The organism is Azoarcus sp. CIB (genome assembly GCF_001190925.1).
Classification (GTDB): Bacteria; Pseudomonadota; Gammaproteobacteria; order Burkholderiales; family Rhodocyclaceae; genus Aromatoleum.
Genome location: NZ_CP011072.1, coordinates 4,841,354 through 4,863,367 on the forward strand (window position 1 = coordinate 4,841,354; position 22,014 = coordinate 4,863,367).

A 22,014-nucleotide genomic window follows, 5' to 3' on the forward strand; every position below is an offset into this window, starting at 1 on the left:
CTCAGGGATGGAGACCGGCGGCGAGGAGGCCGGCCGGCAGTGCATGTCGGGGAGCGCCGGGCGGCGCCATCAGGTCGGCGAGTTCCTGCAGCCGCGCGGCCATCTGCGGCGCCCACGGAAGGCCGACGCGGGCGAGCCACTTGCGCCGCAGCACGGCGCCGGCCCAGCTGCCCGCCGGCACGCCGGCGACACGCGACCACAGGCCGGGATCGGCGCGCAGGCGATCCGCCGCGGCGGCGGCCGAGCGGGCGAAGCCCTGCAGCAGGGCGGGCGCCGAGCGCGCCAGCGCCTCGTGGCAGACGAAGAAGCTCGTCGGCACCTGGGGCCGCGGGACGGGAAGCGCGGCAAGCAGCGCGGCCAGGTCGCACACCTCGCGGAACGCACCGCCCGCGACGAGCGCGGGCACCTGGTGCCAGTACAGGAGGGCCGCGTCGAGCGCGCCGCCACACAGGGCGTCGTGCAGGTCGCTCTTCGAGCCGGCGGCGATGCAAGGCGACGCTTCAGCCGGGTCGAAGCCGTGGCGCAGCCGGCACGCGGCGCGCAGCAGCAGCCAGTTCTTGTCCTGCGCGTGGACGACGCCGATGCGCTTGCCCGGCAGGTCCGCGAGACCGCGCAGCGCGCTGCCCCGTCGCGCGACGAGGCCGCCGAAGATCGCGCCGTACGGGGCGGCCGCCACCAGCGGCAGGCCGGCGGCGCGATGACGCGCGAGCGACAGCCAGTCGGTGTCGATGAGATCGACCTCGCCGTCGATCAGCCGCGCCTCGGTCGCCTGACGCTCGCCGCGCATGCGGTCGTCGCCCAGCTGCAGCGCCAGGCGGTAGCCGTTGGCCTCGTCGAGGCCGCAGGCGACGATCGCGCGCATCAGCCAGGCGCCGCTGCCAGTGGCTTCGAAGGCCGCGCGCAGGGTCGGGAGGGCACTAACGGCGGACATCCAACCCTCCGCTGAGAGTGCCGTGCTCCGTAGGGCGGGAGGAGCCGCAGGCGGAATGTGCCAACTGCGCCGCCACGCGGCGGTTGGGCGGTGTCGGACGCGCCGGCTGGCGGGATACGCTGCGCTCCTGCCGCCCTACGCGGTCCGCCTCGAAGGCTGGCTCAAGCCACATAATTCGCCGCCCGATCCATCAAGGTGTCGACGCGCTTCGCCTTCTCCCGCACCCAACGCCCGCGCAGCTCGGCGAGTTCCCCGGCGTGGTGATCGAGATCGCTCACGCCGGCGACGACCTCGTCGATCGCACGGCGGTAGAAGCGGACGAGGTCGCGGATCATGCCGACCGGCCGCTCGCGCCCCGACAGCTTGAAACAGGTGACGCCGGCGGCGACGAAGCCCGGCAGCTGCGCGAGCATCAGTCGCGCGTCGCGGCGCAGCTTGATCTCGACCGGGTCCGCCCCCGCCGCGCCGAATTCCCAGTTCGCCTGGCACACGCGGTAGCACTCCTTCGCGCCGCGGTTCGCGCTGCCGTGGAAGTCGCGGCTGCCCTCGACTTCCAGCCAGTCGCGAAAGCGCAGGTAGCTGCTCATGATGCATTTGCCGGGGCACAGCTTGCCGGTCTGCACCGTCTCGAAGAGGAAGGTCTCCAGCCCGATATCGCTCGCACGGCGCACGGCTTCGATCTCGGCGACGTCCCAGCGGTAGGGCAGGATGATCACGTCGGCGCCGGCGTCGCGGTAGAAGGCCGCGTCGGCGAGGTTGCTGATGCCGCTGCCGATGCTCACGTGCAACACCGTGTCCGGGATCTCGCGGCGCAGCGCGCGCATCAGACCGACATCGGTGACGATGAAGCCGGACGCGCCGTCGGCCGCGTAGCGCACGGCCTTGTCGACGAAGCGGCCGAAGTCGTAGGGCGTCGGGAAGGTATTGAGCACCACGCGCAGTTCCGCGCCGCCCGCCCGCGCATAGGCGGCCGCCTCGCGGATCGCGTCGTCGCTCATCTCGGACTCGTAGGGGCGGCGCGAGAAGCCGAGCGGGCCGACGTAGATGATGTCGGCGCCCTCGTCGACCGCCGCGCGCGCCATCTCCAGCGAGCCAGCCGGGGCGAGCAGCTTTACCATCATCAATTCCGCCCGATGTAGCGCTGGCCCGCGCCTTCGAAGTAATAGCCGTTGCACAGCCCTTCGCGCGCGAGGCCCGCGAGCGTGTCGAGCGCCGGCGCGAAATCGGGCGCCGCCTCGCCGGCGAAGGCCCGCGTCAGCGCGTCGCGGTAGATGCGCCCCACCGCCGCCGCGTAGCCCGGCGCCTCGCCCTTGTTATGCACGTAGAAGTGCTTCAGGCCCATGTCTGCCAGCCGGCCGCCGTGCTCGACCATGCACAGGTCCTTGCCCGACAGCGTCATGCGGCCGGTGTCCTTCAGCGACCAGTCGGCACGGCTGCCGTCATCGCGGCCGCGCTTGAGCCAGTGTTCCTGCGTGCACTGATACGAACAGCTGCCGTCGCCGCATGCGCCCTCCGCGCCCTCCTCGGCGTGCTCGAGGATGAAGCAGGTCTCGGAGATCACCAGCGGGATCTTGCCGTGCACCGGCACCAGCACCTCGATGTCGGCGTGCTCGGCGATGTAGCGCACCTCGTCGAGCGACAGCTCCGGATTCGGATACACGCGCGTGACGCCGAAGTCCTTGAGCACCTTCGCGGTCTCGTGCGTGTACAGGTTGCCGAACACGCCGAGGTGGATCGGCGCCGTGCAGCCGCGCTCGCGCAGCATGCGCAGCACGCCCAGGTTGTGCACCTCCAGCGCGTCGAAGGGCAGCTGGAGTGCGGTGTCGATGACGTCGCCGACCCATGCGAGGTCGTCGTTGCCCGGCACCGCGTACAGGCGCAGGTAGGCCTTCTGGCCGCGCGCATGCACGTGCTGCAGCCCCGCTTCGAGCAGCTCCGCATGCGAGCTGAAGTTGTTGGGATACTCGGGACAGGAGAAATCGCCGAGGTAGATCGCGTCGTAGGCCGAGAAATCGCCCTCGCGCAGTTCCTTGAGGTTGCCGACGTCGGTCGAGAGTTCGAACATGGTGTGTCTCCTTGCTTATTGGGTCACGGCCGCGGCGGCGGCGGAAACGCGTACGGATTCGTCGATCGCCTGGCGCAGCAGGCGGTTGTCGCGCTTGTTGCGCTCGGTCATCCAGCGCCCGCGCAGGATCTCGAGCTCCGTGGCGAACACCGAGAGGTCGGGGCGATCCGTTTCGAGGATGGCGTCGACCGCGCGCCGGTACACGCGCACGATGTCGCGCACCAGCACCGCCGAACGGTCGCGCCCGGGCACCTTCAGGCAGTCGACACCGGCGGCGAGGTAGTCCGGCAGTTCCTCCAGCCACAGCGCCGGATTGGTCTTGATCGTCATCGGCATGCGGTAGTCGATGTCGTCGACGTTGAAGTTCCACTCCGTCTGGCACACGCGCAAGCAGTCGCCGCCGCGCGAGGCCGAGCCGAAGAAGTGGTCCTTGCCCTCGGTGTCGAGCCAGCGGCGGAAGCTGAAATAGCTGCTCATGTTGCATTTGCCGGGGCAGATCTTGCCGCCCGACGGCGTCTTGAACAGGAAGACCTCGATGCCGACCTTGCCCGCGCCCTTGATCTGGCGGATCTCCTCCACCGACAGGCGGTAGGGCAGCACGACGTAGTCCGCGCCGAGTTCCCGCAGGAAGCGCACGTCCTCGTAGTTGGTGATCCCGCAGCCGACGCTGGTATGCACGTTCACATGCGGCAGGCGCTCCTTCACCAACCGCATCGCGCCGAGGTCGCTGATCATGAAGCCCTGCGCGCCCCAGCCCGCGTAGCGCTCGACGCGCTCGACGAACATCGGCAGCTCGGTCGAACTCGGCAGCGTGTTCACGACCACGCGCACCTCCTTGCCGCGCGCCATCGCGTAGTCGATCGTGTGGCGGATCTCGTCGTCGTTGAGCTCGTCCTGCGCGCCGCGCCGGCTCCAGCCGACGACGCCGACGTACACCGCGTCCGCCCCTTCGTCGAGCACCGCCTTCGCCATCTCCAGCGTGCCGCCGGGGGCCATCATCATCACCATCTTCACGTCTCCTTCAGGCCGGGATCGCTGCCCGGCATTCGTTGTCCTCGCGCAGCAGCTCACCCAGCACGGCGAGGAAGCGCGCGTTCTCGGCAGGCAGGCCGACGCTGACGCGGATGTGCTGCGGCAGTCCGTAACGGGCCATGCACTTCACGGCGACGCCGCGCTCGGCCAGGCGCGCCAGCGCATCGCGCGGCGCTCGCAGCAGCACGAAATTCGCCGCGGAAGGCACGAAATCGACGCCGAGGCGCGCGAGGGCGCTCATCAGCACGTCGCGCTCGCGCGCATTCGCCGCGATGCTGTCGCGGCGGTGCCCTTCGTCCTGCAGCGCTGCAAGCGCAGCCGCCTGCGCGAGCGAGCCGAGGTGGTATTGCGGGCACAGCGCCGTCATGCGCTGCACGATCTCCGGAGGCGCATAGCCGTAGCCGATGCGCAAGCCCGCGAGCCCCTCGACCTTGGAGAGCGAACGCAGGACGAGCACGGGCGCCCCGTCGCGCAGGTCGGCGATACCGTCGATCAGTTCCTGGTCCATCGCATAGTCGCGATAGGCCTCGTCCAGCAGTAGCGCCGCGCCAGGGGGCAGCGCGTGGCGAAGACGCGTCCAGTCCGCCGGGGCCATCAGCGTTCCGGTCGGGTTATGGGGCGATGCAACGACGACCATCCGTGTCGCCGGCGTGATGCGTTCGCGGAAGGCGTCGAGGCTGTAGTCCGCGCCGTCGAGCGGCACGCGAACCACCCGCGCACCGGTTCGATCCGCTGCGGAGCGATAGGCCGGAAAGGCCGGGTCGGGGATCAGCACCTCGCCGCCGGGGCCGACGAGGCTGCGCATCGCCAGATCGATCAGCTCGCACGCGCCATTGCCTATCAGCACGTGCGCCGACGACAGCCCCGCACGCCCGGCGAGCAAGGTGCGCAGCTTCGCCGCATCGACGGACGGATAGCGGTGCAGCTTCGCCAGCTCGCGCGTGATCGCGGCGCACGCCGCGGGCGAGGGTCCGAAGGGGTTTTCGTTGCCGGACAGATCGATGGCGGGCACAGCCGCCCCGGCGTAATGCGCGCGGATCGACGCGAGCAGCGCGGGATGGGGGTCCGCCTGGGGGCGGGCGGCGCGCACCCGGGTGAAGGCCTCGTCGAGGGGCAGGCCGAGGTATTCGTGCAGGAAGCACGCGGCCAGCGCCGGCGAGCGCGAGATTCCCTGCTCGCAATGCATCAGCACCCGGTGTCCGGCGGCGACGCGGCCGGCGAGGAACGCGGCGGCCTCACGGATCGTCGCGGCGGGCAGCGCCACACGGTCGGCCACCGCCCGTCCCAGCTGCAGCGCCGCACCGTCGGCGGCGTCGGCACGGCTGCCCACGGCCAGCTGCGGCATCACGAAATCCATTCCATCGCCCCCCCGGCCACGCCTGCGAACATGTCGACATCATCGACACATGCGCTCAGGCGCGACACGGCAGGATCATGAAGCGGAGCTCATGATTTTCTGCAAATCCATCTCGTCATTATGGTTATGACCCTCCCGCCGGGCCTGCGTGCTGCCCCGCAGCACACGCATGCCTCGGCTCGCGTCTCAGCGCATGCAGCCGCCGGCGCGGCGGCACCACGCGACGAAGCCGATGCCGCCGAGCGTCAGGAAACCCGCCATGCCCGCCGCCAGCGTCAACGGCGAATGCCACAGCAGCGGCGCGAAGATGCCGGCGATCGTCGAATTGATGCCGACCTGCAGGAAGCTCTGGCAGCTCGACGCCAGCCCGCGGTGCGAGGGGAACAGCTCCAGCGCCAGCAACGTCATGCTCGGCATCGACAGGGCCATGCCGAAGGTGTACAGCACGATCGGCAACACCGACCACGGCAGGCCGGGCGGCAGCAGCGTTGCGACCAGCAGGTTGGCGAGCGCCGCGGTCGCCATGATCGTCATGCCGACCGCGACCGTGCGGCGCACGTGCCAGCGCCCGGCAACCCGCTCCGACAGCGCCGAGCCCGCGCTCATGCCGACCACCGCGGGCACGAACAGCCAGCCGAACTCCTGCGGGCCGAGTCCCAGGTGCTGCATCAGGAAGGCCGGCGCGGACAGCACGTAGAGGAAGAAACCGTTGAAGTTGAAGGCTGCCGCCGCACTGAGCAGCACGAAGGCGCCGCTGCCCAGCACCCGCCGATAGGCGCGGCCGAGCAGCACCGGATGCAGCGGATGGCGATGCCCCGGCGGCAGGGTCTCGGGCAGGAAGCGCCAGGTGAGGACGGCCAGCACGGCGCCCAAGAAGGCGAGGAAGAAGAAGATCGCGCGCCAGCCCGCCGCGGCCAGCAGCAGGCCGCCGATGATGGGCGCGATCGCCGGGGCGACGCCGAAGATCAGCATCACGCGCGACATCAGCCGCTGCGCATGCGCGCCGTCGAACAGATCGCGGATCACCGCGCGCCCGACCACCATGCCCGCACCGCCGACCATGCCCTGCAGCGCGCGACCCACCCACAGCCACTCGATCGACGGCGCCAGCGCGCACACCAGCGAGGCCAGCGCGAACAGCACGCTACCGGCGATGAGCACGTGCCGGCGCCCGAAGTGGTCGGCGAGCGCACCATGCCACAACACCATGAAGGCGAAGGTCGCCATGTAGGCGGTGAGCGTCTGCTGGATTTGCAGCGGCGAGGCGCCGAGCTCCGCCCCCATCGCGCCGAACGCAGGCAGGTAGGTGTCGATCGAAAACGGCCCGATGGCAGCGAGCGCCGCGAGGACAAACGCTAGCCAGGGCGAGGTGGCGGGCATCAGGGGGATCTCTGGGGTCGATGTTGTCCGTACCGGGCATCCCCCGAACGCCCTGGAGGCCGCGTCAGCGCGAGTCGAGGCCGCGCCGGTACTGGATCGCCTCGGCCAGATGCGCGGGACCGACGCGCTCGGCGCCGGCCAGGTCCGCGATCGTGCGGGCGACCTTCAGGATGCGATGATACCCGCGTGCGGACAGATTCAGCCGCCGGATCGCATGATCGAGCAGCGCCTTGCCCTGGTCGTCGGGCGCGCACAGCGTATCGACGCGGCCCGGCGCGAGATGGCTGTTCGCCCCGCCCTGGCGCCCGCGCTGCACCGCCCAGGCCTGCGCGACGCGCTCGCGCACGGTCGCGCTGGGTTCGCCCGCCGCCTGCCCGGTCATCTCGGCATGGTCGAGCAGCGGCACCTCGATGACGATGTCCATACGGTCGAGCAGCGGCCCCGACAGGCGTCCGCGATAACGCGCGACCTGATCCGGCGTGCAGCGGCAGCGTCCGCCCTTGTCGCCGGCGTGGCCGCAGGGACAGGGATTCATCGCCGCGACGAGCTGGAAGCGCGCCGGGAACTCGGTGCGCTGGCGTGCGCGCGACACCGTCACGGAGCCGGTTTCCAGCGGCTCGCGCAGCGCCTCGAGGACGCGGCGGTCGAACTCCGGAAGCTCGTCGAGGAAGAGCACGCCGCGGTGCGCAAGGCTGATTTCGCCGGGCCGCGGTGTCGTGCCGCCGCCGACGAGCGCCGGCGCAGAGGCCGAGTGGTGCGGCGCGCGGTACGGCCGACGGGCCCAGCGGCGGGCGTCGAAACCGCCTTCGAGCGACTGGATCGACGCACACTCGATCGCCTCGGCCTCGTCGAGCGGCGGCAGCAGGCCCGGAAGGCGGCGCGCGAGCATGGACTTGCCGGTCCCCGGCGGACCGAACATCAGCAGCGAATGCTGCCCGGCAGCCGCGACCTCGAGCGCGCGGCGGGCCTGCAGCTGCCCCTTCACCTCGGCCAGATCCGCTTCGTCGTCCCGCCCCTCGGCGACCGCCGGCGGCAGGCGCCGAGTGAGCGCCGTGTGGCTGTTGAGGTGTGCGCACACGGCAAGCAGGCTGGCGGCGGGCAGTACGCTAGCGCCGCGCGCGAGCGCCGCCTCGTCGGCGTTGGCGGCCGGCAGCACCAGCGCGCGACCGGTGCGACCGCTCTCCAGCGCCATCGCGAGGCCGCCGCGCACCGCGCGCAGGCTGCCGTCGAGCGAGAGTTCGCCGACGAACTCGTGCTTCGCGAGCCCCGCCGCATCCACCTGCCCCGATGCCACAAGGATCCCCAGCGCGATCGGCAGGTCGAAGCGCCCGCCCTCCTTGGGGAGGTCCGCGGGAGCGAGATTGACGGTGATGCGGCGTTGCGGGAATTCGAACTGCGAGGTCGCGATCGCGGCGCGCACGCGTTCGCGCGCCTCGCGGACTTCGGTGTCGGGCAGGCCGACCAGGTTGAATGCGGGCAGGCCGTTGGCGAGATGGACTTCCACCGTCACCTCGGGCGCGCCCATGCCTGCGAGCGCCCTGGTGCGTACGAGAGCCAGCGACATCGGTACCTCCGGAATGGACTGCGCTCAGTCTACCGGAGGCTCCGACAATGACGAAAGATTATCTACAAGACATCGATGCGACGCCGTGCGGCGCTCGGAGGGGCGTTGCCGCTCACTCGCCTTCGCGGTCGGCGCGGGCGCGCGCGAGTTCGGACTCCAGCGTGGCGACGCGGTCTTCCAGTTCGGCGAGCTTCTGGCGCGCGTGCGCGAGCACCTCGCGCTGCACGTCGAACTCCTCGCGCGTGACCAGATCGAGCTTGCCGAAGGCGCTGCCGAGCAGGGCCTTCGCGTTCTTTTCGAAATCCCGGGCGGGATTGCTGGCGGCGAGTTCGGACAGCTTGGCGCCGATGTCATCGAGGAAGCGGGGGCCTGCCATGAAGTTACCTCTGGGGCGAAAACAAAGGGGAAAAGTCTAGCACGGGCGCGGGTTCCGGAACGGACGGACACCCGCTCCGCCCCATTGCGGTGAGCGCTCTGCCCACCCGGCGCGTCACGCACCACGAAATTGGCTATAACGCACCATGACGGTGCATTCGACGGCCGAGCGCTCTGCTGCATGTGCACAAAAACGCCCGAAAAACCCTTTCTGAACGCCTTTTTCTCACATACAAACAGTTACTTACGACAACAACCGAAGGACTTGGCACGCCGCGTGCAAAGGAGGACTTGCCAGCAATCAAACACCAACCATCAAGGAGCAACATCATGCACAAGCGCATCCTCGCCCTTGCCGTCGCCGCAGCCCTTCCGCTGATCGCCTCCGGCACGGCCGCCGCCGGCGACAGCCCGATCGCCGCGAACGTCGCCCTCGTGTCCGATTATGCCTACCGCGGCATCAGCCAGACCGACGAGAAGCCGGCGCTGCAGGGCGGTTTCGATTATGCGCATGCGAGCGGCCTGTACGTCGGCGTGTGGGGGTCGAACGTGTCGTGGCTGAGCGACCTTGAGCGCGGCACCGGCGAAAACTCCGGCAACAGCCTCGAACTGGACGTCTACGGCGGCTACAAGGGCACGATCGGCGACATCGGCTACGACGTCGGCCTGCTGCAGTACGTCTATCCGGGCGAGTTCGACTCGGGCTGGCGCAACACCATCGGCCTGAAGCACCCGAACACGCAGGAAGGCTACCTCGGCCTGTCGTGGCAGTTCCTGTCCTTCAAGTACTCGAACTCCTTCACCAACCTGTTCGGCGCGCCGGACTCCAAGGGCAGCCAGTACTTCGACCTGTCGGCCGCCTACGAGGTGATCCCGGGCACGACGCTGAACGCCCACTACGGCCACCAGATGATCGCCGGCCCGGTCGAGTCCTACTCCGACTGGAAGGTCGGCGTCAGCCAAGCCGTCGCGGGCGTGACGCTGGGCCTGCACTACGTCGACACCAACATGAAGGACAAGAGCGACTTCGACGCCGACGGCCGCTACGTCGTGAGCGTCAGCAAGACCTTCTGAGCCTGCAACGCCGCGGGGCTCCGGCCCCGCAAGACTGAAAGGAAACCATCATGAAATTCGTCACCGCCATCATCAAGCCCTTCAAGCTCGACGAAGTGCGCGAGGCCCTCTCGGCGATCGGCGTGCAGGGCATCACCGTCACCGAGGTCAAGGGCTTCGGCCGCCAGAAGGGTCACACCGAGCTGTACCGCGGCGCCGAGTACGTCGTCGATTTCCTGCCCAAGGTGAAGATCGAAGCCGCCGTGCGCACCGAGTTGCTCGAACAGGTGATCGAAGCGATCGAGAAATCCGCCGCGACCGGCAAGATCGGCGACGGCAAGATCTTCGTCTTCGACCTCGAGCAGGCCATCCGCATCCGCACCGGCGAAACGGGCACCGACGCGCTGTAAGGGAGAACACCATGAAAAAACTGTTTGCCATACTGTTTGCGGTGCTCGCGCTCGGCTTCGCCGGGCTCGCCAGCGCCGAGGATGCCCCGGCTGCGGCCGAGGCCGTCACTGCGATCGCCGACGCGGCTGCTGCCGCCCCCGCGGCCGCGGCGCCCGCCCCCACGGTCAACAAGGGCGACACCGCGTGGATGCTGACCTCCACCGCGCTCGTCGCCTTCATGGTGATCCCGGGCCTCGCGCTGTTCTACGGCGGCCTGGTGCGCTCGAAGAACATGCTATCGGTGCTGATGCAGGTCTTCGTGATCTTCTCGCTGATGATCGTGCTGTGGTTCGTCTACGGCTACAGCCTCGCCTTCACCGAGGGCAACGCGTTCATCGGCGGCTTGTCGAAGGCCTTCCTCAGCGGGGTGACGGTCGATTCGATGGCCGCGACCTTCAGCAAGGGCGTCGCGATCCCCGAGTTCGCCTACATCATCTTCCAGGCGACCTTCGCGGCGATCACCCCGGCGCTGATCGTCGGAGCCTTCGCCGAGCGCATGAAGTTCTCCGCGGTGCTGCTGTTCATGGTGCTGTGGTTCACCTTCTCCTACCTGCCGATGGCCCACATGGTGTGGTACTGGGCGGGCCCGGATGCCTACATCGACGCCGCTGCGGGTGAAGCCGCCGCCGCGACCGCGGGCTTCCTGTTCCAGAAGGGCGCGCTCGACTTCGCCGGCGGTACCGTGGTGCACATCAACGCCGCCGTCGCCGGCCTGGTCGGTGCCTTCATGATCGGCAAGCGCATCGGCTACGGCCGCGAATCGATGGCCCCGCACTCGCTGACGCTGACGATGGTCGGTGCCTCGATGCTGTGGATCGGCTGGTTCGGCTTCAACGCCGGCTCCAACCTCGAAGCCAACGGCCTCACCGCGCTGGCCTTCCTCAACACGATGGTCGCGGCCGGCATGGCGGCGATGTCGTGGATGACCGCGGAATGGCTGATGAAGGGCAAGCCCTCACTGCTGGGTGCGGCTTCGGGTGCGGTGTCGGGTCTGGTTGCGATCACCCCGGCCTGCGGCTGGGTCGGCCCGATGGGCGCGATGGTGATCGGCCTGCTGTCAGGCGTGATCTGCCTGTGGGGCGTGAATGGCCTCAAGCGCATGCTCGGCGCCGACGACGCGCTCGACGTGTTCGGCGTGCATGGCGTGGGCGGCATCCTCGGCGCGATCCTCACCGGTGTGTTCGCCAACCCGGACCTCGGCGGCGTCGGCGTGTATGACTACGTCGCCAACGCGGTGGCCCCGTTCTCGACCTCCGCGCAGGTCACCAGCCAGGTCTGGGGCGTGGTCGTCGCGATCCTGTGGTCGGGCGTCGTGTCCGTGGTCGCCTACAAGATCGTCGATGTGCTGATCGGCCTGCGCGTGCCGGAAGAAGAAGAGCGCGAAGGCCTCGACATCACCGCCCACGGCGAGACCGCCTACCACGTCTGAACATCTCCGGATCGATCCCTCGTCCGGTGCTGCAGCGGGCGCCCCTTCGGGGGCGCCCGTTTTCGTTCACGCGGCCGCGCAGCAGGGCGAGGCAAAACATCACCACTAAGTCGAAATAGGTATTACTATTCGAATATGCATGATTGCTTACTTTTTCTTACACACGCCGAGGGATTTCATGATTCGCATCCTGTCACGCATCGCCGCCGCCACGCTGTTCTCCTTCACTGCCCTTGCTGCACACGCCGTCGACAACCCGACCAGCCTGGCCGGGGCAACCGTCGTGACTCCGGAGCAAGCGCGCGATCTGCAGTCGAAGGGCGCAGTGGTCATCGACGCCCGTTCGGCGGCCGAATACGCTGAAGGGCATATCGACGGCGCCATCAACGTACCCTACAAGGAAAAGAGCGAGAAGAAGCCGGACTTCGACGCCGCGGCCGACAGCGTCGACCTCGGCAAGCTGCCCGGGAACAAGGCTCAGCCCATCGTGACCTACTGCAACGGCCACGACTGCTGGAAGAGCTACAAGCTGTCGATTGCCGCCATGAAGGCCGGCCACACCAAAGTCAACTGGCTGCGCGACGGCCTGCCGGGCTGGAAGGCGAAGGGCCTGCCGGTCAAGTAATTCGCTCCACTGCAGTAACTGAGGCTGCGCGCCACGCGCAGCCTTTTTTTTGAGGAATACCGATGCGCCCGACATTTTCGCTGAAGGCAAAACTTTATGCCCTGGCGGCCTTTGCCCTCGTGATGATCGTCGCCATAGCGGCCATGCAGTTCTATGGCAACGCGTCCTCCACCGAAGCGCTGCGCCGGGTGTATGAAGAGAACGTCATCCCGCTGCGCAAGATCCAGACAGTGAGCGACCAGCTCGGCGAGGTGCGCTTCCGCATCGCCGGCGTCATTACCGACCAGATGCCTGCTCCGGGCTCGCGCCGCCACCTCGCGGAAGTGCGCGAGGCACTGCCCCAGTTGTGGTCCGAGTACCGCCAGATGTCCGCGACCGGCGCAGACGAAACGGACGAACTCGCGCTGACCGGAAAAGTCGAACAGGGCCTCGCGACCCTGCCCGGACTTTTCGCCAAGCTCGATGCGGCCTACTCGGCGAGCAACGACAAGGAACTGCTCACAGCCATCCTCGAGGACGACTGGCCGCCCGTCATCACCAGCGTCTCCAAGCCCCTCGCGGAACTCATCGCCCTGCGCACGCAGGAGGTTGAGCAGGTCTATCACGAGGCCGCGCGCATGGAGCGCGAGCTGAACCGGTACGCCACGATTCTCGTCGGCGGCGCCGTCGTGCTGCTCGCGATCTTCACCACGCTGATCATCCGCGCCATCACCCGCCCCGTCGCGGACGTGCAGCGCGCCCTGGCGCAGGTCGCACTGGGGGACCTGACGGCCAAGAGCACGGTGCACAGTGGCGACGAACTGGGGGAAATGGCACGCGCCATCAACGCCTCGCTCGAGACGCTGTGCGGCACGCTGGCGCAGGTGCGCAGCGGATCGGACCGCGTCGCCGAGGCCTCGGACAACGTGCGCACCAGCGCGCAGGACATCCACGACCGCGCGCAGATGCAGTCCGACGAGGTCATGAAGATGACGGCTGCGATGGAACAACTCACCGTCTCCGTCGGCGAGATCTCGACCGGCTCGGCGCAAGTCTCCGAGGCCGCCAACAGTGCCCATGAGGCGGCGGAACGCGGCAGTCAGCTGATGCGCGAGAGCCGCGTTGCCACCGAACGCGCCCAGCGTGCCTCGGGCGAGGCGACCGAGGCCGTGAGCGCCCTGTCCGCATCCATCCAGCAGATCAACGCGATCTCCACCGTAATCCGCGAGATCGCGGACCAGACCAACCTGCTGGCGCTCAATGCGGCCATCGAGGCGGCGCGCGCGGGCGAAGCCGGGCGCGGTTTCGCCGTGGTGGCCGACGAAGTGCGCAAGCTCGCCGAGCGCACCGGCCACAGCACGACCGAGATCGCGAACATCGTGCGCGGCGTGGAACAGCAGGCCGCCTCGGCGGTGCAGGCCATGCGCGCGGTGGATGCCGACGTCGCCGAGGATGCCGACAAGATCGGCCGGCTCGAAGCGGCATTCACGCAGATCGTCGCGGCCGCGGGTCGGGTATCGTCGCTGTCGGAAGATATCGCGCACTCGACGAAGGAGCAGCGCATCGTCGCCGAGCAGACCGCAAACGGCATGGAAGCCATCTCGCAGGCGGTCGAGCACACCAGCGCGACCATTGCACAAATGGCCGCTGCGGCCGAGGATTCGGCGCACACCGCGAATTCGCTGCGTCAGGTGGTGAGCAACTTCCGCACCGCCTGAGGCAAAGGTTCGCTGAACGGCGTGGCCGCCGTTCAGCGAACCTCAGCGGAACACGACCGTCTTGTTGCCGTGCCGCAGCACGCGGCCTTCGAGGTGGTAGCGCAGCCCGCGCGCGAGCACGGTCTTCTCGATGTCCTTGCCGTAACGCACCATGTCCTCGACCGAGTCGGAATGGTCGATGCGGATCACGTCCTGCTCGATGATCGGCCCCTGGTCGAGTTCGGACGTGACGTAGTGGCAGGTCGCGCCGATCAGCTTCACGCCCTTCTTCCACGCCTGGTGGTAGGGCTTCGCGCCGACGAAACTGGGCAGGAAGCTGTGGTGGATGTTGATGATGCGCCCCGGATAGGCGGCGCACAGGTCCGGCGACAGCACCTGCATGTAGCGCGCGAGCACGATCGTGTCGCCGCGCACCTCCTCGACGATGCGCCGCACCTCGGCATAGGCGGACGTCTTCGTGTCCGGGGTGACCGGCACGTGGTGGAAGGGGATGCCGTGCCACTCGACGAAGCCGCGGAAGGTGTCGTGGTTCGAGATCACGCACGGGATCTCGATGTCCAGTTCCTTCGACTGCCAGCGCGCGAGGAGATCGTAGAGGCAGTGCTCCTGCTTCGACACCAGCACGACGACGCGCTTCTTTACCGCCGAGTCGGTGATGCTCCAGTCCATCTCCAGCTCTTCGGCGATCGGGCGGAAGCGTTCGCGGAACTCGGCGAGGTGGAAAGGCAGCGAGTCGGCCTTGATCTCGATGCGCATGAAGTAGCGCGCGACCGCCTCGCCGTCCTCCGGCGGTTCGGCGTGCAGCGAGGTCTCGAGGATCCAGCCGCGGTGCTCGGCGATGAAGCCCGACACGCGCGCGACGATGCCGACGCGGTCGGGGCAGGACGCCGACAGGGTGTAGAAGCGGTCGCGATGCATCGGATTACGCGACGCGCGCGAAGGCCTTGTCGATCTCGCGGCGCAGCTCGGCGTAGCTGCGCGTGACGGGGAACTGCGGGAATTCGCGGATGACGTTCTCGGGCGGGTGGAACAGGATGCCGCCGTGCGCCTCGCCGAGCATCGCGGTGTCGTTGTACGAATCGCCGGCGGCGACGACGGTGAGCTTCAGCTCCTTGAAGCGCTTCACGGCTTCGCGCTTCTGGTCGGGCATGCGCAGGTGGTAGTTCACCAGCACGCCGTTCTCGTCGGCTTCGAGGCGGTGGCACAGCAGGGTCGGCCAGCCGAGCTGCTTCATCAGCGGCTTGGCGAACTCCTGGAAGGTGTCGGAGAGGATCACGACCTGGTAGCTCTCGCGCAGGTCGTCGAGGAAGTCGCGCGCACCGGCCATCGGGCCCATGCTGGCGATCACGTCCTGGATGTCCGGCAGGCCCAGCTTGCGCTCGGCAAGGATCTTGAGCCGATACTTCATCAAGGTATCGTAGTTCGGCTCGTCGCGCGTCGTGCGGCGCAGTTCCGGGATGCCGGTACGCTCGGCGAATTCGATCCAGATTTCGGGGACCAGCACACCTTCGAGGTCGAGACAGACGATCTGCACGGCAAGCTTCCTGTATCGGCGAATAAATGAACCGTGGATTTTAGCAGTCGCCGGCCACCGCAACGCCGCACGCGAAGGCCTCCGCGCTCAAAAAATTTAATCTACCGGGAACCAATTAGGTGACCGGCGGTCTGGGGAATATGGCCCTATAATGGCAGGGCTAAATGCGTAACCCTTGGCCGATGGAGGCCATTTCGCGGGACGACTCCGGTCGTCCCGTTTTTCTTTCTGCCGCCTCCCCGTCGGCCGTTGTTCCCGTGCTCAGCCGCCGAGCAGGTTGCGCACGCGCAGGCCCTGCTGCGCGAAATGCACGCGCAATTCGTCCTGGTGTTCGAAATCGCGCGTCTCCATCTGCAGGATCACCTCGGTCATGCCCACGGGCACGTGCAGCTCGCCGCGCCGGTGTTCGACGTGGCGCACGTTCATGCCCAGATCGGCGACCGTCTTGAGGACCGCGATCAGCTGGCCGGGCGCATCGGAGATGGTCACCGCGACGCACATCAGCCGCCCGCTCGACGCCAGGCCGTAGTCGATCGAGCGCCCGACCAACGTCATGTCCACGTTGCCGCCCGAGATCACCACCACCGCACGGTCATCGGGACACAGCGCGATCTTCTTCTGCATCAGCGCGGCGAGCCCGACGACGCCGGCGCCCTCGCCTATCGTGCGGGTGCGTTCGAGCAGCGTGACGATGGCCTCGGCGATGGCGTTGTCGTCGACGGTGACGATCTCGTCAACGTAGCGCGCGATGACCTGGCGCGTGAGCTTGCCGGGGCGCTTCACCTTGATGCCGTCGGCGATCGTGTGCGCGCCGGGCGGCACCTCCTCCAGCGCGCCGTCGCGCAGGTAGGTGCGCCACGGCGCGACCGCCTCGGCCTGCACGCCGATCACGCGGATCGCCGGGTTCTGCAGCTTGAGCGCGAGCGCGATGCCCGAGATCAGCCCGCCGCCGCCCAGCGGCACGATCGCGACCGTCATGTCGGGGGCGTCCTCCAGCATCTCGAGGCCGCAGCTCGCCTGCCCGGCGATCACGTCCCAGTCGTCGTAGGGATGGAGGAAGGTGAGGCCTTCGGCCTGCGCCAGCTTCATTGCCTCGTCCGTTGCGACTTCCAGCGTCTCGCCGACCAGGCGCACGTCGGCGCCGAGCTTGCGGCAGGACTGGATCTTCGTGAGCGGCGCGTTCACGGGCATGAAGACGACGGCGCGTAGTCCGCACTGGGCGGCCGCGCGCGCGACGCCCTGGGCGTGATTGCCGGCCGACGCGGCGACCACACCGGTGGGCGGATGTTCGCCCGCGAGCAGACGGCCGATCTTGTGCGTGGCGCCGCGCAGCTTGAACGAACCGGTGCGCTGCAGGTTTTCCAGCTTGAGGCGCAGCGGCACGCCCAGCTCCTCGGAGAGCGGATCGTTCTGCCACTGCACGGTGCGCAGGATGGCGTCGCGGATGCGCTCGCGTGCGGCGAGCAGGGCCGGCAAGTCGAGCGGCAGGGCAGCAGCAGGCATGCAGGGGACCTCGGAGCAAGGGTTGCGCGCAGGCGCGACGGGCGGGCGTGAGGAGACTTTAGCGCCACTTTAGCCGCAAACGGCCCGCACCCGGCAGCGCGTCGCGGACGCCGCCGCACGCCGGGAGCGGTCGCGCGACACCCCCGATATGCGGTATAAATCGGAACTACCCCACAAACCACACGCAGTCCCGCACCGCCTCCCGCCGATGATCAAACTGATACGCACCGAACAGCTCGCGCGGGGCATGTTCATCCACGACCTGAACTGCGACTGGATCGACCACGATTTCGTGCTCAGCCGCTTCCTCGTCAAGGACGCGGCAACGCTGGCGCGCGTGCGTGCGATCGGCGTGCGCGAGCTCTACATCGACACCGCACGCGGCGGAGACGTGGCCGACGCGCCGAGCGCAGACGACGCCGCGCGCGAAGTCGACGCCACGCTGGACCGCATCGCGACGACGCGGCCGACCGAGGAACTGGCGATCTCGCCCGAGGCCGAACGCTATCGCGCGCGGCGCCTGCACGGGGAGGCCCGCCGCATCGTGCACGACATGATGGGCGACATCCGCCTCGGCAAGCAGATCGAACTGGAACAGATCGAACCACTGGTCGAGAACATCGTCGCGTCGATCTTCCGCAAGTCCGACGCGCTGCTGCCGCTGCTGCACCTGAAGGATCACGACGACTACACCTTCATGCATTCGGTGTCGGTGTGCGCGCTGATGACGAGCTTCGCGCGCACGCTGGAGCTGCCACGCGAGGTGATCCACGAGATTTCGATCGGCGCCCTGCTGCACGACGTCGGCAAGGCGAAGGTGCCCGAGGACATCCTCAACAAGCCGGGCAAGCTCACCGACGCCGAGTTCGAGGCGATGAAGTCGCACGTCGTGCAGAGCAAGATCATCCTGCAGAACACGCCCGGCATCAGCGAGATCGCGCTCGCCGTCGCCGCGCAGCACCACGAGCGCTTCGACGGCACGGGCTACCCGAACCGCCTCGCGGGCGACGGCATCAGCCTGTACGGGCAGATGGCCGCGATCGTCGACGTGTATGACGCGATCACGTCGAACCGCGTCTACCACCAGGGCATGCCGCCGACCCTGGCGCTGCGCAAGCTGCTCGAATGGAGCAAGTTCCACTTCGCGCCGAAGCTCGTGCACGCCTTCATCCGCTCGATCGGCATCTACCCGACCGGCTCGCTCGTGAGCCTGGAGAGCAAGGCGCTCGCGGTCGTGCAGGAGCAGAACGCGGACAACCTGCTCAAGCCACGGGTGCTGGTGATCTTCGACCTGAAACAGCGCTGCTACACGACGCCGCGCGAGCTGAACCTCGCGGACTCGTCGGACGCGATCGTCGAGCACGAGGATTTCGCGCAGTGGCAGATCGATCCTGCGCGCTGGATCCCGGCGACGGCCTGAGCACGGCCAGACGAGGGGCCGGCTCAATTATCAAGGCGGCAAACAAGCAGGTGATGTCAGGTTGAGTGCGGCACGGTCACTCCCTCCCCTTCAAGGGGAGGGCTGGGGTGGGGATGGGTCTAGCCGGCGCAGCAGAAACCCATCCCCATCCTGTCCTTCCCCTTGAAGGGGAAGGGACGTGCTAAGTCGGTTCGACGGACACTCAATCCGCCGGCATCGCCTCCAGCGCCTCGGAGATCTCCAGCCAGCGCAGCTCCGCCGCGTCGATCCAGCCGGCGAGCTCCCCTTGGCGCTTGAGCAGGGTCTGCAACTGGGCGGAATCGCCGCCCGCGTACAGCGACGGATCCGACAGGCGCGCATCGAGCAGCTTTTTCTCGCCCTGCCAGCCGGCGAGCTTCTTCTCGATCTGGTCGATCTCCTTGACCAACGGACGACGCGCGACAAGCCGCGCCTGGCGATCGGCCGCGGACTGTGCGCGATCCGCCTTGCGCGCGGCCTTGTCGGCCTCGAGGTCGGGGCACTTCGCGGCCTCGGCGGCCTGTGCGCGGCGTGTCGCGAGCCAGTCGCGGTAGTCGTCGAGATCGCCGTCGAAGGGCTGGATGCGGCCGTCGTCGACGAGCAGGAAGCGGTCGCAGGTCGCGCGCAGCAGCGCCCGGTCGTGCGACACCAGCACCATGCCGCCCTCGTAGTCCTGCAGCGCGAGCGTGAGCGCGTGGCGCATCTCGAGGTCGAGGTGGTTGGTCGGCTCGTCGAGCAGCATCAGGTTGGGGCGCTGCCAGATCATCAGCGCGAGCGCGAGGCGCGATTTCTCGCCGCCCGAGAAGGGGCCGCAGGGCGTCGTCGCCGGCGTCGAGGTGCCGCCGACATCGTCGCCGCGGAAATCGAAGCCGCCGAGGTAGTCGCGCAACTCCTGCTCGCGGGCGCGCGAGTCGAGGCGGATCATGTGCTGCAGCGGGGACTCCTCGGCGCGCAGCGTCTCCAGCTGGTGCTGCGCGAAGTAACCGATCGCGAGCCCCTTGCCTTCGGTGCGGCTGCCCGCGGCGAGCTGCAGTTCGCCCGCGAGTAGCTTGATCAGCGTCGACTTGCCGGCGCCGTTGCGGCCGAGCAGCCCGACGCGCTCGCCGGGGCGCAGCGTCAGGCGGACGCGGCCGAGCACGGTGCGCTCGCCGTACGCGACGGCGCCATCCTCGATCTGCAGCAGCGGATCGGGCGCGGCCGGGCCTTCGCGGAAGGTGAAGCCGAAGGGGGTGTCGATGTGGGCCGCGGCAATGCGCTCCATGCGCTCGAGCGCCTTGATGCGGCTCTGCGCCTGGCGGGCCTTGGTCGCCTGGGCGCGGAAGCGGCGGATGTAGTTCTCGATGTGCGCGACCTCGCGCTGCTGCTTCTCGAACATCGCCTGCTGCTGCGCGAGGCGCTCGGCGCGCTGACGCTCGAAGTCGGAATAGCCGCCGGTGTAGAGCGTGAGGCGTTGCTGCTCGATGTGCGCGATGTGGGTGATGCAGGCGTCGAGGAATTCGCGGTCGTGCGAGATCAGCAGCAGCGTGCCGCGGTAGTCGCGCAGCCACTGCTCGAGCCACAGCACGGCGTCGAGGTCGAGGTGGTTGGTCGGCTCGTCGAGCAGCAGCAGGTCGGAGCGGCACATCAGCGCCTGCGCGAGGTTCAGGCGCATGCGCCAGCCGCCGGAAAAGTCCGACACGGGCCGTTCGGGATCGTCGCCGACGAAGCCGAGGCCGTCGAGCAGGGCCGCCGCGCGGGCGCGGGAGGCGTAGCCGCCGATCTCGTGCAGGCGCGCGTGCAGTTCGCCGATCTGCGCGCCGTCGTGCGCCACTTCGGCCGCGGCGAGCTTCGCCTCGACCTCGCGCAGCTCGGTATCACCGTCGAGCACGTATTCGATCGCCGGTTTCGCGAGCGCCGGCGTCTCCTGCGCGACGTGGGCGATCTGCCAGCCGGCGGGGATCTCGAGATCGCCCTGGTCCTGATGCAGCAGCCCGCGCAGCAGCGCGAACAGGCTGGACTTGCCGGTGCCATTGGCGCCCGTGAGGCCCACGCGCCAGCCGGGGTGGATCTGCAGGGAGGCGGAATCGACGAGGACTTTGGCGCCACGGGCGAGGCGGAGGTTGCGAAACTGGATCACGTCAGCGCATCTTCGGGCAAAGGCGTTATTCTACGCATCCCCGAACCCGACCGCCGCCGGACATCGTGCCCCCTCTCCTCCTGCCCCTGCTGCTCGCCCTCGCCTGCGGAGGCGCCATGGCCGCCGACGCTGCCGCGGATGCCAACCCCGAGCTGGAACGCGCCGCGACGCTGCGCGACGAAGCCAAGGCACTGCGCCAGCAGGCCGACGACACGCTCGCCGCCGAGCTGCCGAAGTGCTACGAGCGCTTCCTCGTGAATCGCTGCATCGCCCAGGCAAAGGACGCGCGCCTGGAGGCCGTGGGCAAGGCGCGCGCGCTCGAAGCCGAGGCGAGCCGCACCGAACTGGCGCAGAAGCAGCGCGCCGCCGCGGAAAGCGGGCGCACGCGCACCGACGCGCCGACCGAGCCCGCGGCACCCACGCCGGAAGGCGCCTTCACGATCCAGCCCGACCCGATGGCGGAAAGCACGCGCCGCCAGCGCGAGGCCGACGCGGTGCGCGCGAAGGAGGCGCAACAGACGGAGCGCAAGCAGAAGGACGCGGAAAAGGCCAAGGCGCGCACGCAGGCCGAGGCCGAAGCGGCCGGCCGCGCGGAAGCGGCGGCACGCGACCGCGCGCGTTACGAAGAGCGCATCCGCGAACGCGAGGCCGAGAAGGCGCGGGATGCAGCCAAGGACGCGGCCAAGCCGGCAAACTAGCGGCAATACGCGAACAACCCTCGCCCTGAGCCTGTCGAAGGACCGTAGGGCGGGAGGAGCAGAAGGCGTATCCCGCCAGGGCGGGATCTCGGGCCGGAACCTGCGTGTGGCGGGATTCGCTGCGCTGCTCCCGCCCTACGAAGGGCGCCGCGCCCACGCGAGCGCATCTTCCAGCCGGTCGTTGCCCCAGAAGAGTTCGTCGCCGACGCGGAAACTCGGCGCGCCGAACATCCCGAGTTCGGCGGCACGCTCGGTCTGGCGGCGCAGCGCGCGCTTGTTGTCCTCCGTCACCGCGGCGGTCAGCAGCTCCTCCACCGGCAGACCGAGTTCCGCGAGGATCGCGCCGATCACCTCGGGCTCGCCGATCTCGCGGTCTTCGGCGAAGTTGGCGAGCATCACCTTGCGCGAGAACTCCGCCACCCAGCCCTGCTCCGCTCCGAGCAACGCCAGCCGCGCCGCGAGCAGGCCGTTGCGCGGGAAACGGCTCGGCATGCGGAACGGCAGCCCGTACTTGTCGGAGAGCCGCGCGAGGTCGCGCCACATGTAGCGCCCCTTGGGCGGATAGATATTGAACGGCGAATCGTTCCAGCCCATCGCGAGGAACACCGGGCCGAGCAGGAAAGGCTTCCACTCGACCGCCACGCCGGCGTCACGCGCCAGCGCCTCGATGCGCATCACCGACAGGTAGGAATACGAGCTCGCGAACTCGTACCAGAACTCGATCTTCGGGCCTGACATCTTGTTGCTCCCCCTTGAAGAGGCGGAAG

Annotated in this window: 20 protein-coding genes; 7 read left to right on the plus strand and 13 right to left on the minus strand. The window is 68.6% G+C overall.

The window, feature by feature from the left end:
* Position 1: 1 nt before the first annotated feature.
* From AzCIB_RS21730 to AzCIB_RS21765, 8 genes are all read right to left on the minus strand, one after another.
* Complete coding sequence (locus AzCIB_RS21730; protein ID WP_050417812.1) at positions 2-931, minus strand: ABC transporter substrate-binding protein; 930 nt, start codon at positions 929-931, stop codon at positions 2-4.
* Between the two features lie 161 nt (positions 932-1,092).
* Positions 1,093-2,049 (minus strand): peptidase U32 family protein, encoded by a 957-nt coding sequence (locus tag AzCIB_RS21735; protein ID WP_050417813.1) that lies wholly within the window; start codon positions 2,047-2,049, stop codon positions 1,093-1,095.
* A gap of 2 nt (positions 2,050-2,051) precedes the next feature.
* Positions 2,052-2,996, minus strand: coding sequence for a peptidase U32 family protein (locus AzCIB_RS21740; RefSeq protein ID WP_050417814.1), 945 nt, complete (start codon positions 2,994-2,996; stop codon positions 2,052-2,054).
* Between the two features lie 15 nt (positions 2,997-3,011).
* Positions 3,012-4,004, minus strand: a complete 993-nt coding sequence (locus AzCIB_RS21745) for a peptidase U32 family protein (protein WP_050417815.1) — start codon at positions 4,002-4,004, stop codon at positions 3,012-3,014.
* Between the two features lie 13 nt (positions 4,005-4,017).
* Positions 4,018-5,385 (minus strand): aminotransferase class I/II-fold pyridoxal phosphate-dependent enzyme, encoded by a 1,368-nt coding sequence (locus AzCIB_RS21750; RefSeq protein ID WP_050417816.1) that lies wholly within the window; start codon positions 5,383-5,385, stop codon positions 4,018-4,020.
* Positions 5,386-5,571: 186 nt separating this feature from the next.
* Positions 5,572-6,765: a multidrug effflux MFS transporter gene (locus AzCIB_RS21755; protein WP_050417817.1), complete on the minus strand. Its 1,194-nt coding sequence runs from the start codon at positions 6,763-6,765 to the stop codon at positions 5,572-5,574.
* Between the two features lie 64 nt (positions 6,766-6,829).
* Positions 6,830-8,329 (minus strand): YifB family Mg chelatase-like AAA ATPase, encoded by a 1,500-nt coding sequence (locus AzCIB_RS21760; RefSeq protein ID WP_050417818.1) that lies wholly within the window; start codon positions 8,327-8,329, stop codon positions 6,830-6,832.
* Between the two features lie 112 nt (positions 8,330-8,441).
* On the minus strand, positions 8,442-8,705 hold the full coding sequence (locus tag AzCIB_RS21765) for an accessory factor UbiK family protein (protein WP_050417819.1): 264 nt from the start codon (positions 8,703-8,705) through the stop codon (positions 8,442-8,444).
* A 329-nt stretch (positions 8,706-9,034) separates the two neighbouring features.
* Between AzCIB_RS21765 and AzCIB_RS21770 the strand changes: the two genes are divergently transcribed.
* The 5 genes from AzCIB_RS21770 (at position 9,035) to AzCIB_RS21790 (ending at position 13,958) form a co-directional block, all read left to right on the plus strand.
* The gene (locus tag AzCIB_RS21770) at positions 9,035-9,778 is read left to right on the plus strand and encodes a TorF family putative porin (protein ID WP_050417820.1); all 744 of its coding nucleotides are present in this window, start codon (positions 9,035-9,037) and stop codon (positions 9,776-9,778) included.
* Between the two features lie 50 nt (positions 9,779-9,828).
* Positions 9,829-10,167, plus strand: coding sequence for a P-II family nitrogen regulator (gene glnK / locus AzCIB_RS21775; RefSeq protein ID WP_050417821.1), 339 nt, complete (start codon positions 9,829-9,831; stop codon positions 10,165-10,167).
* A gap of 11 nt (positions 10,168-10,178) precedes the next feature.
* Entirely contained in the window at positions 10,179-11,636 is a 1,458-nt protein-coding gene (locus AzCIB_RS21780) for an ammonium transporter (protein ID WP_050417822.1), read from the plus strand.
* A gap of 178 nt (positions 11,637-11,814) precedes the next feature.
* Entirely contained in the window at positions 11,815-12,261 is a 447-nt protein-coding gene (locus AzCIB_RS21785; protein ID WP_050417823.1) for a rhodanese-like domain-containing protein, read from the plus strand.
* Between the two features lie 62 nt (positions 12,262-12,323).
* Complete coding sequence (locus AzCIB_RS21790; RefSeq protein WP_050417824.1) at positions 12,324-13,958, plus strand: methyl-accepting chemotaxis protein; 1,635 nt, start codon at positions 12,324-12,326, stop codon at positions 13,956-13,958.
* A gap of 42 nt (positions 13,959-14,000) precedes the next feature.
* Here AzCIB_RS21790 and purU read toward each other — a convergent pair whose 3' ends face one another.
* The 3 genes from purU to ilvA form a co-directional block, all read right to left on the minus strand.
* On the minus strand, positions 14,001-14,876 hold the full coding sequence (gene purU, locus AzCIB_RS21795; RefSeq protein ID WP_050417825.1) for a formyltetrahydrofolate deformylase: 876 nt from the start codon (positions 14,874-14,876) through the stop codon (positions 14,001-14,003).
* Between the two features lie 4 nt (positions 14,877-14,880).
* A complete protein-coding gene (gene thrH / locus AzCIB_RS21800; protein ID WP_018988526.1) occupies positions 14,881-15,492 on the minus strand; it encodes a bifunctional phosphoserine phosphatase/homoserine phosphotransferase ThrH in 612 nt (203 codons plus the stop codon).
* A 261-nt stretch (positions 15,493-15,753) separates the two neighbouring features.
* Positions 15,754-16,995 carry a threonine ammonia-lyase gene (ilvA, locus tag AzCIB_RS21805; RefSeq protein WP_050417826.1) on the minus strand — a complete coding sequence of 414 codons (1,242 nt, stop codon included), beginning with the start codon at positions 16,993-16,995 and terminating at the stop codon, positions 15,754-15,756.
* Between the two features lie 208 nt (positions 16,996-17,203).
* Between ilvA and AzCIB_RS21810 the strand changes: the two genes are divergently transcribed.
* Positions 17,204-18,415 (plus strand): HD-GYP domain-containing protein, encoded by a 1,212-nt coding sequence (locus AzCIB_RS21810; protein ID WP_050417827.1) that lies wholly within the window; start codon positions 17,204-17,206, stop codon positions 18,413-18,415.
* A gap of 202 nt (positions 18,416-18,617) precedes the next feature.
* On the opposite strand, the gene AzCIB_RS21815 is transcribed toward AzCIB_RS21810, so the two are convergent.
* Positions 18,618-20,549, minus strand: coding sequence for an ATP-binding cassette domain-containing protein (locus AzCIB_RS21815; protein WP_050417828.1), 1,932 nt, complete (start codon positions 20,547-20,549; stop codon positions 18,618-18,620).
* A gap of 65 nt (positions 20,550-20,614) precedes the next feature.
* Between AzCIB_RS21815 and AzCIB_RS21820 the strand changes: the two genes are divergently transcribed.
* Positions 20,615-21,247: a hypothetical protein gene (locus AzCIB_RS21820; RefSeq protein WP_232299287.1), complete on the plus strand. Its 633-nt coding sequence runs from the start codon at positions 20,615-20,617 to the stop codon at positions 21,245-21,247.
* 135 nt (positions 21,248-21,382) lie between these two features.
* Here the strand turns inward: AzCIB_RS21820 and AzCIB_RS21825 are convergent, their stop codons facing one another.
* The gene (locus AzCIB_RS21825; RefSeq protein WP_050417830.1) at positions 21,383-21,985 is read right to left on the minus strand and encodes a 2-hydroxychromene-2-carboxylate isomerase; all 603 of its coding nucleotides are present in this window, start codon (positions 21,983-21,985) and stop codon (positions 21,383-21,385) included.
* Positions 21,986-22,014: the final 29 nt, after the last annotated feature.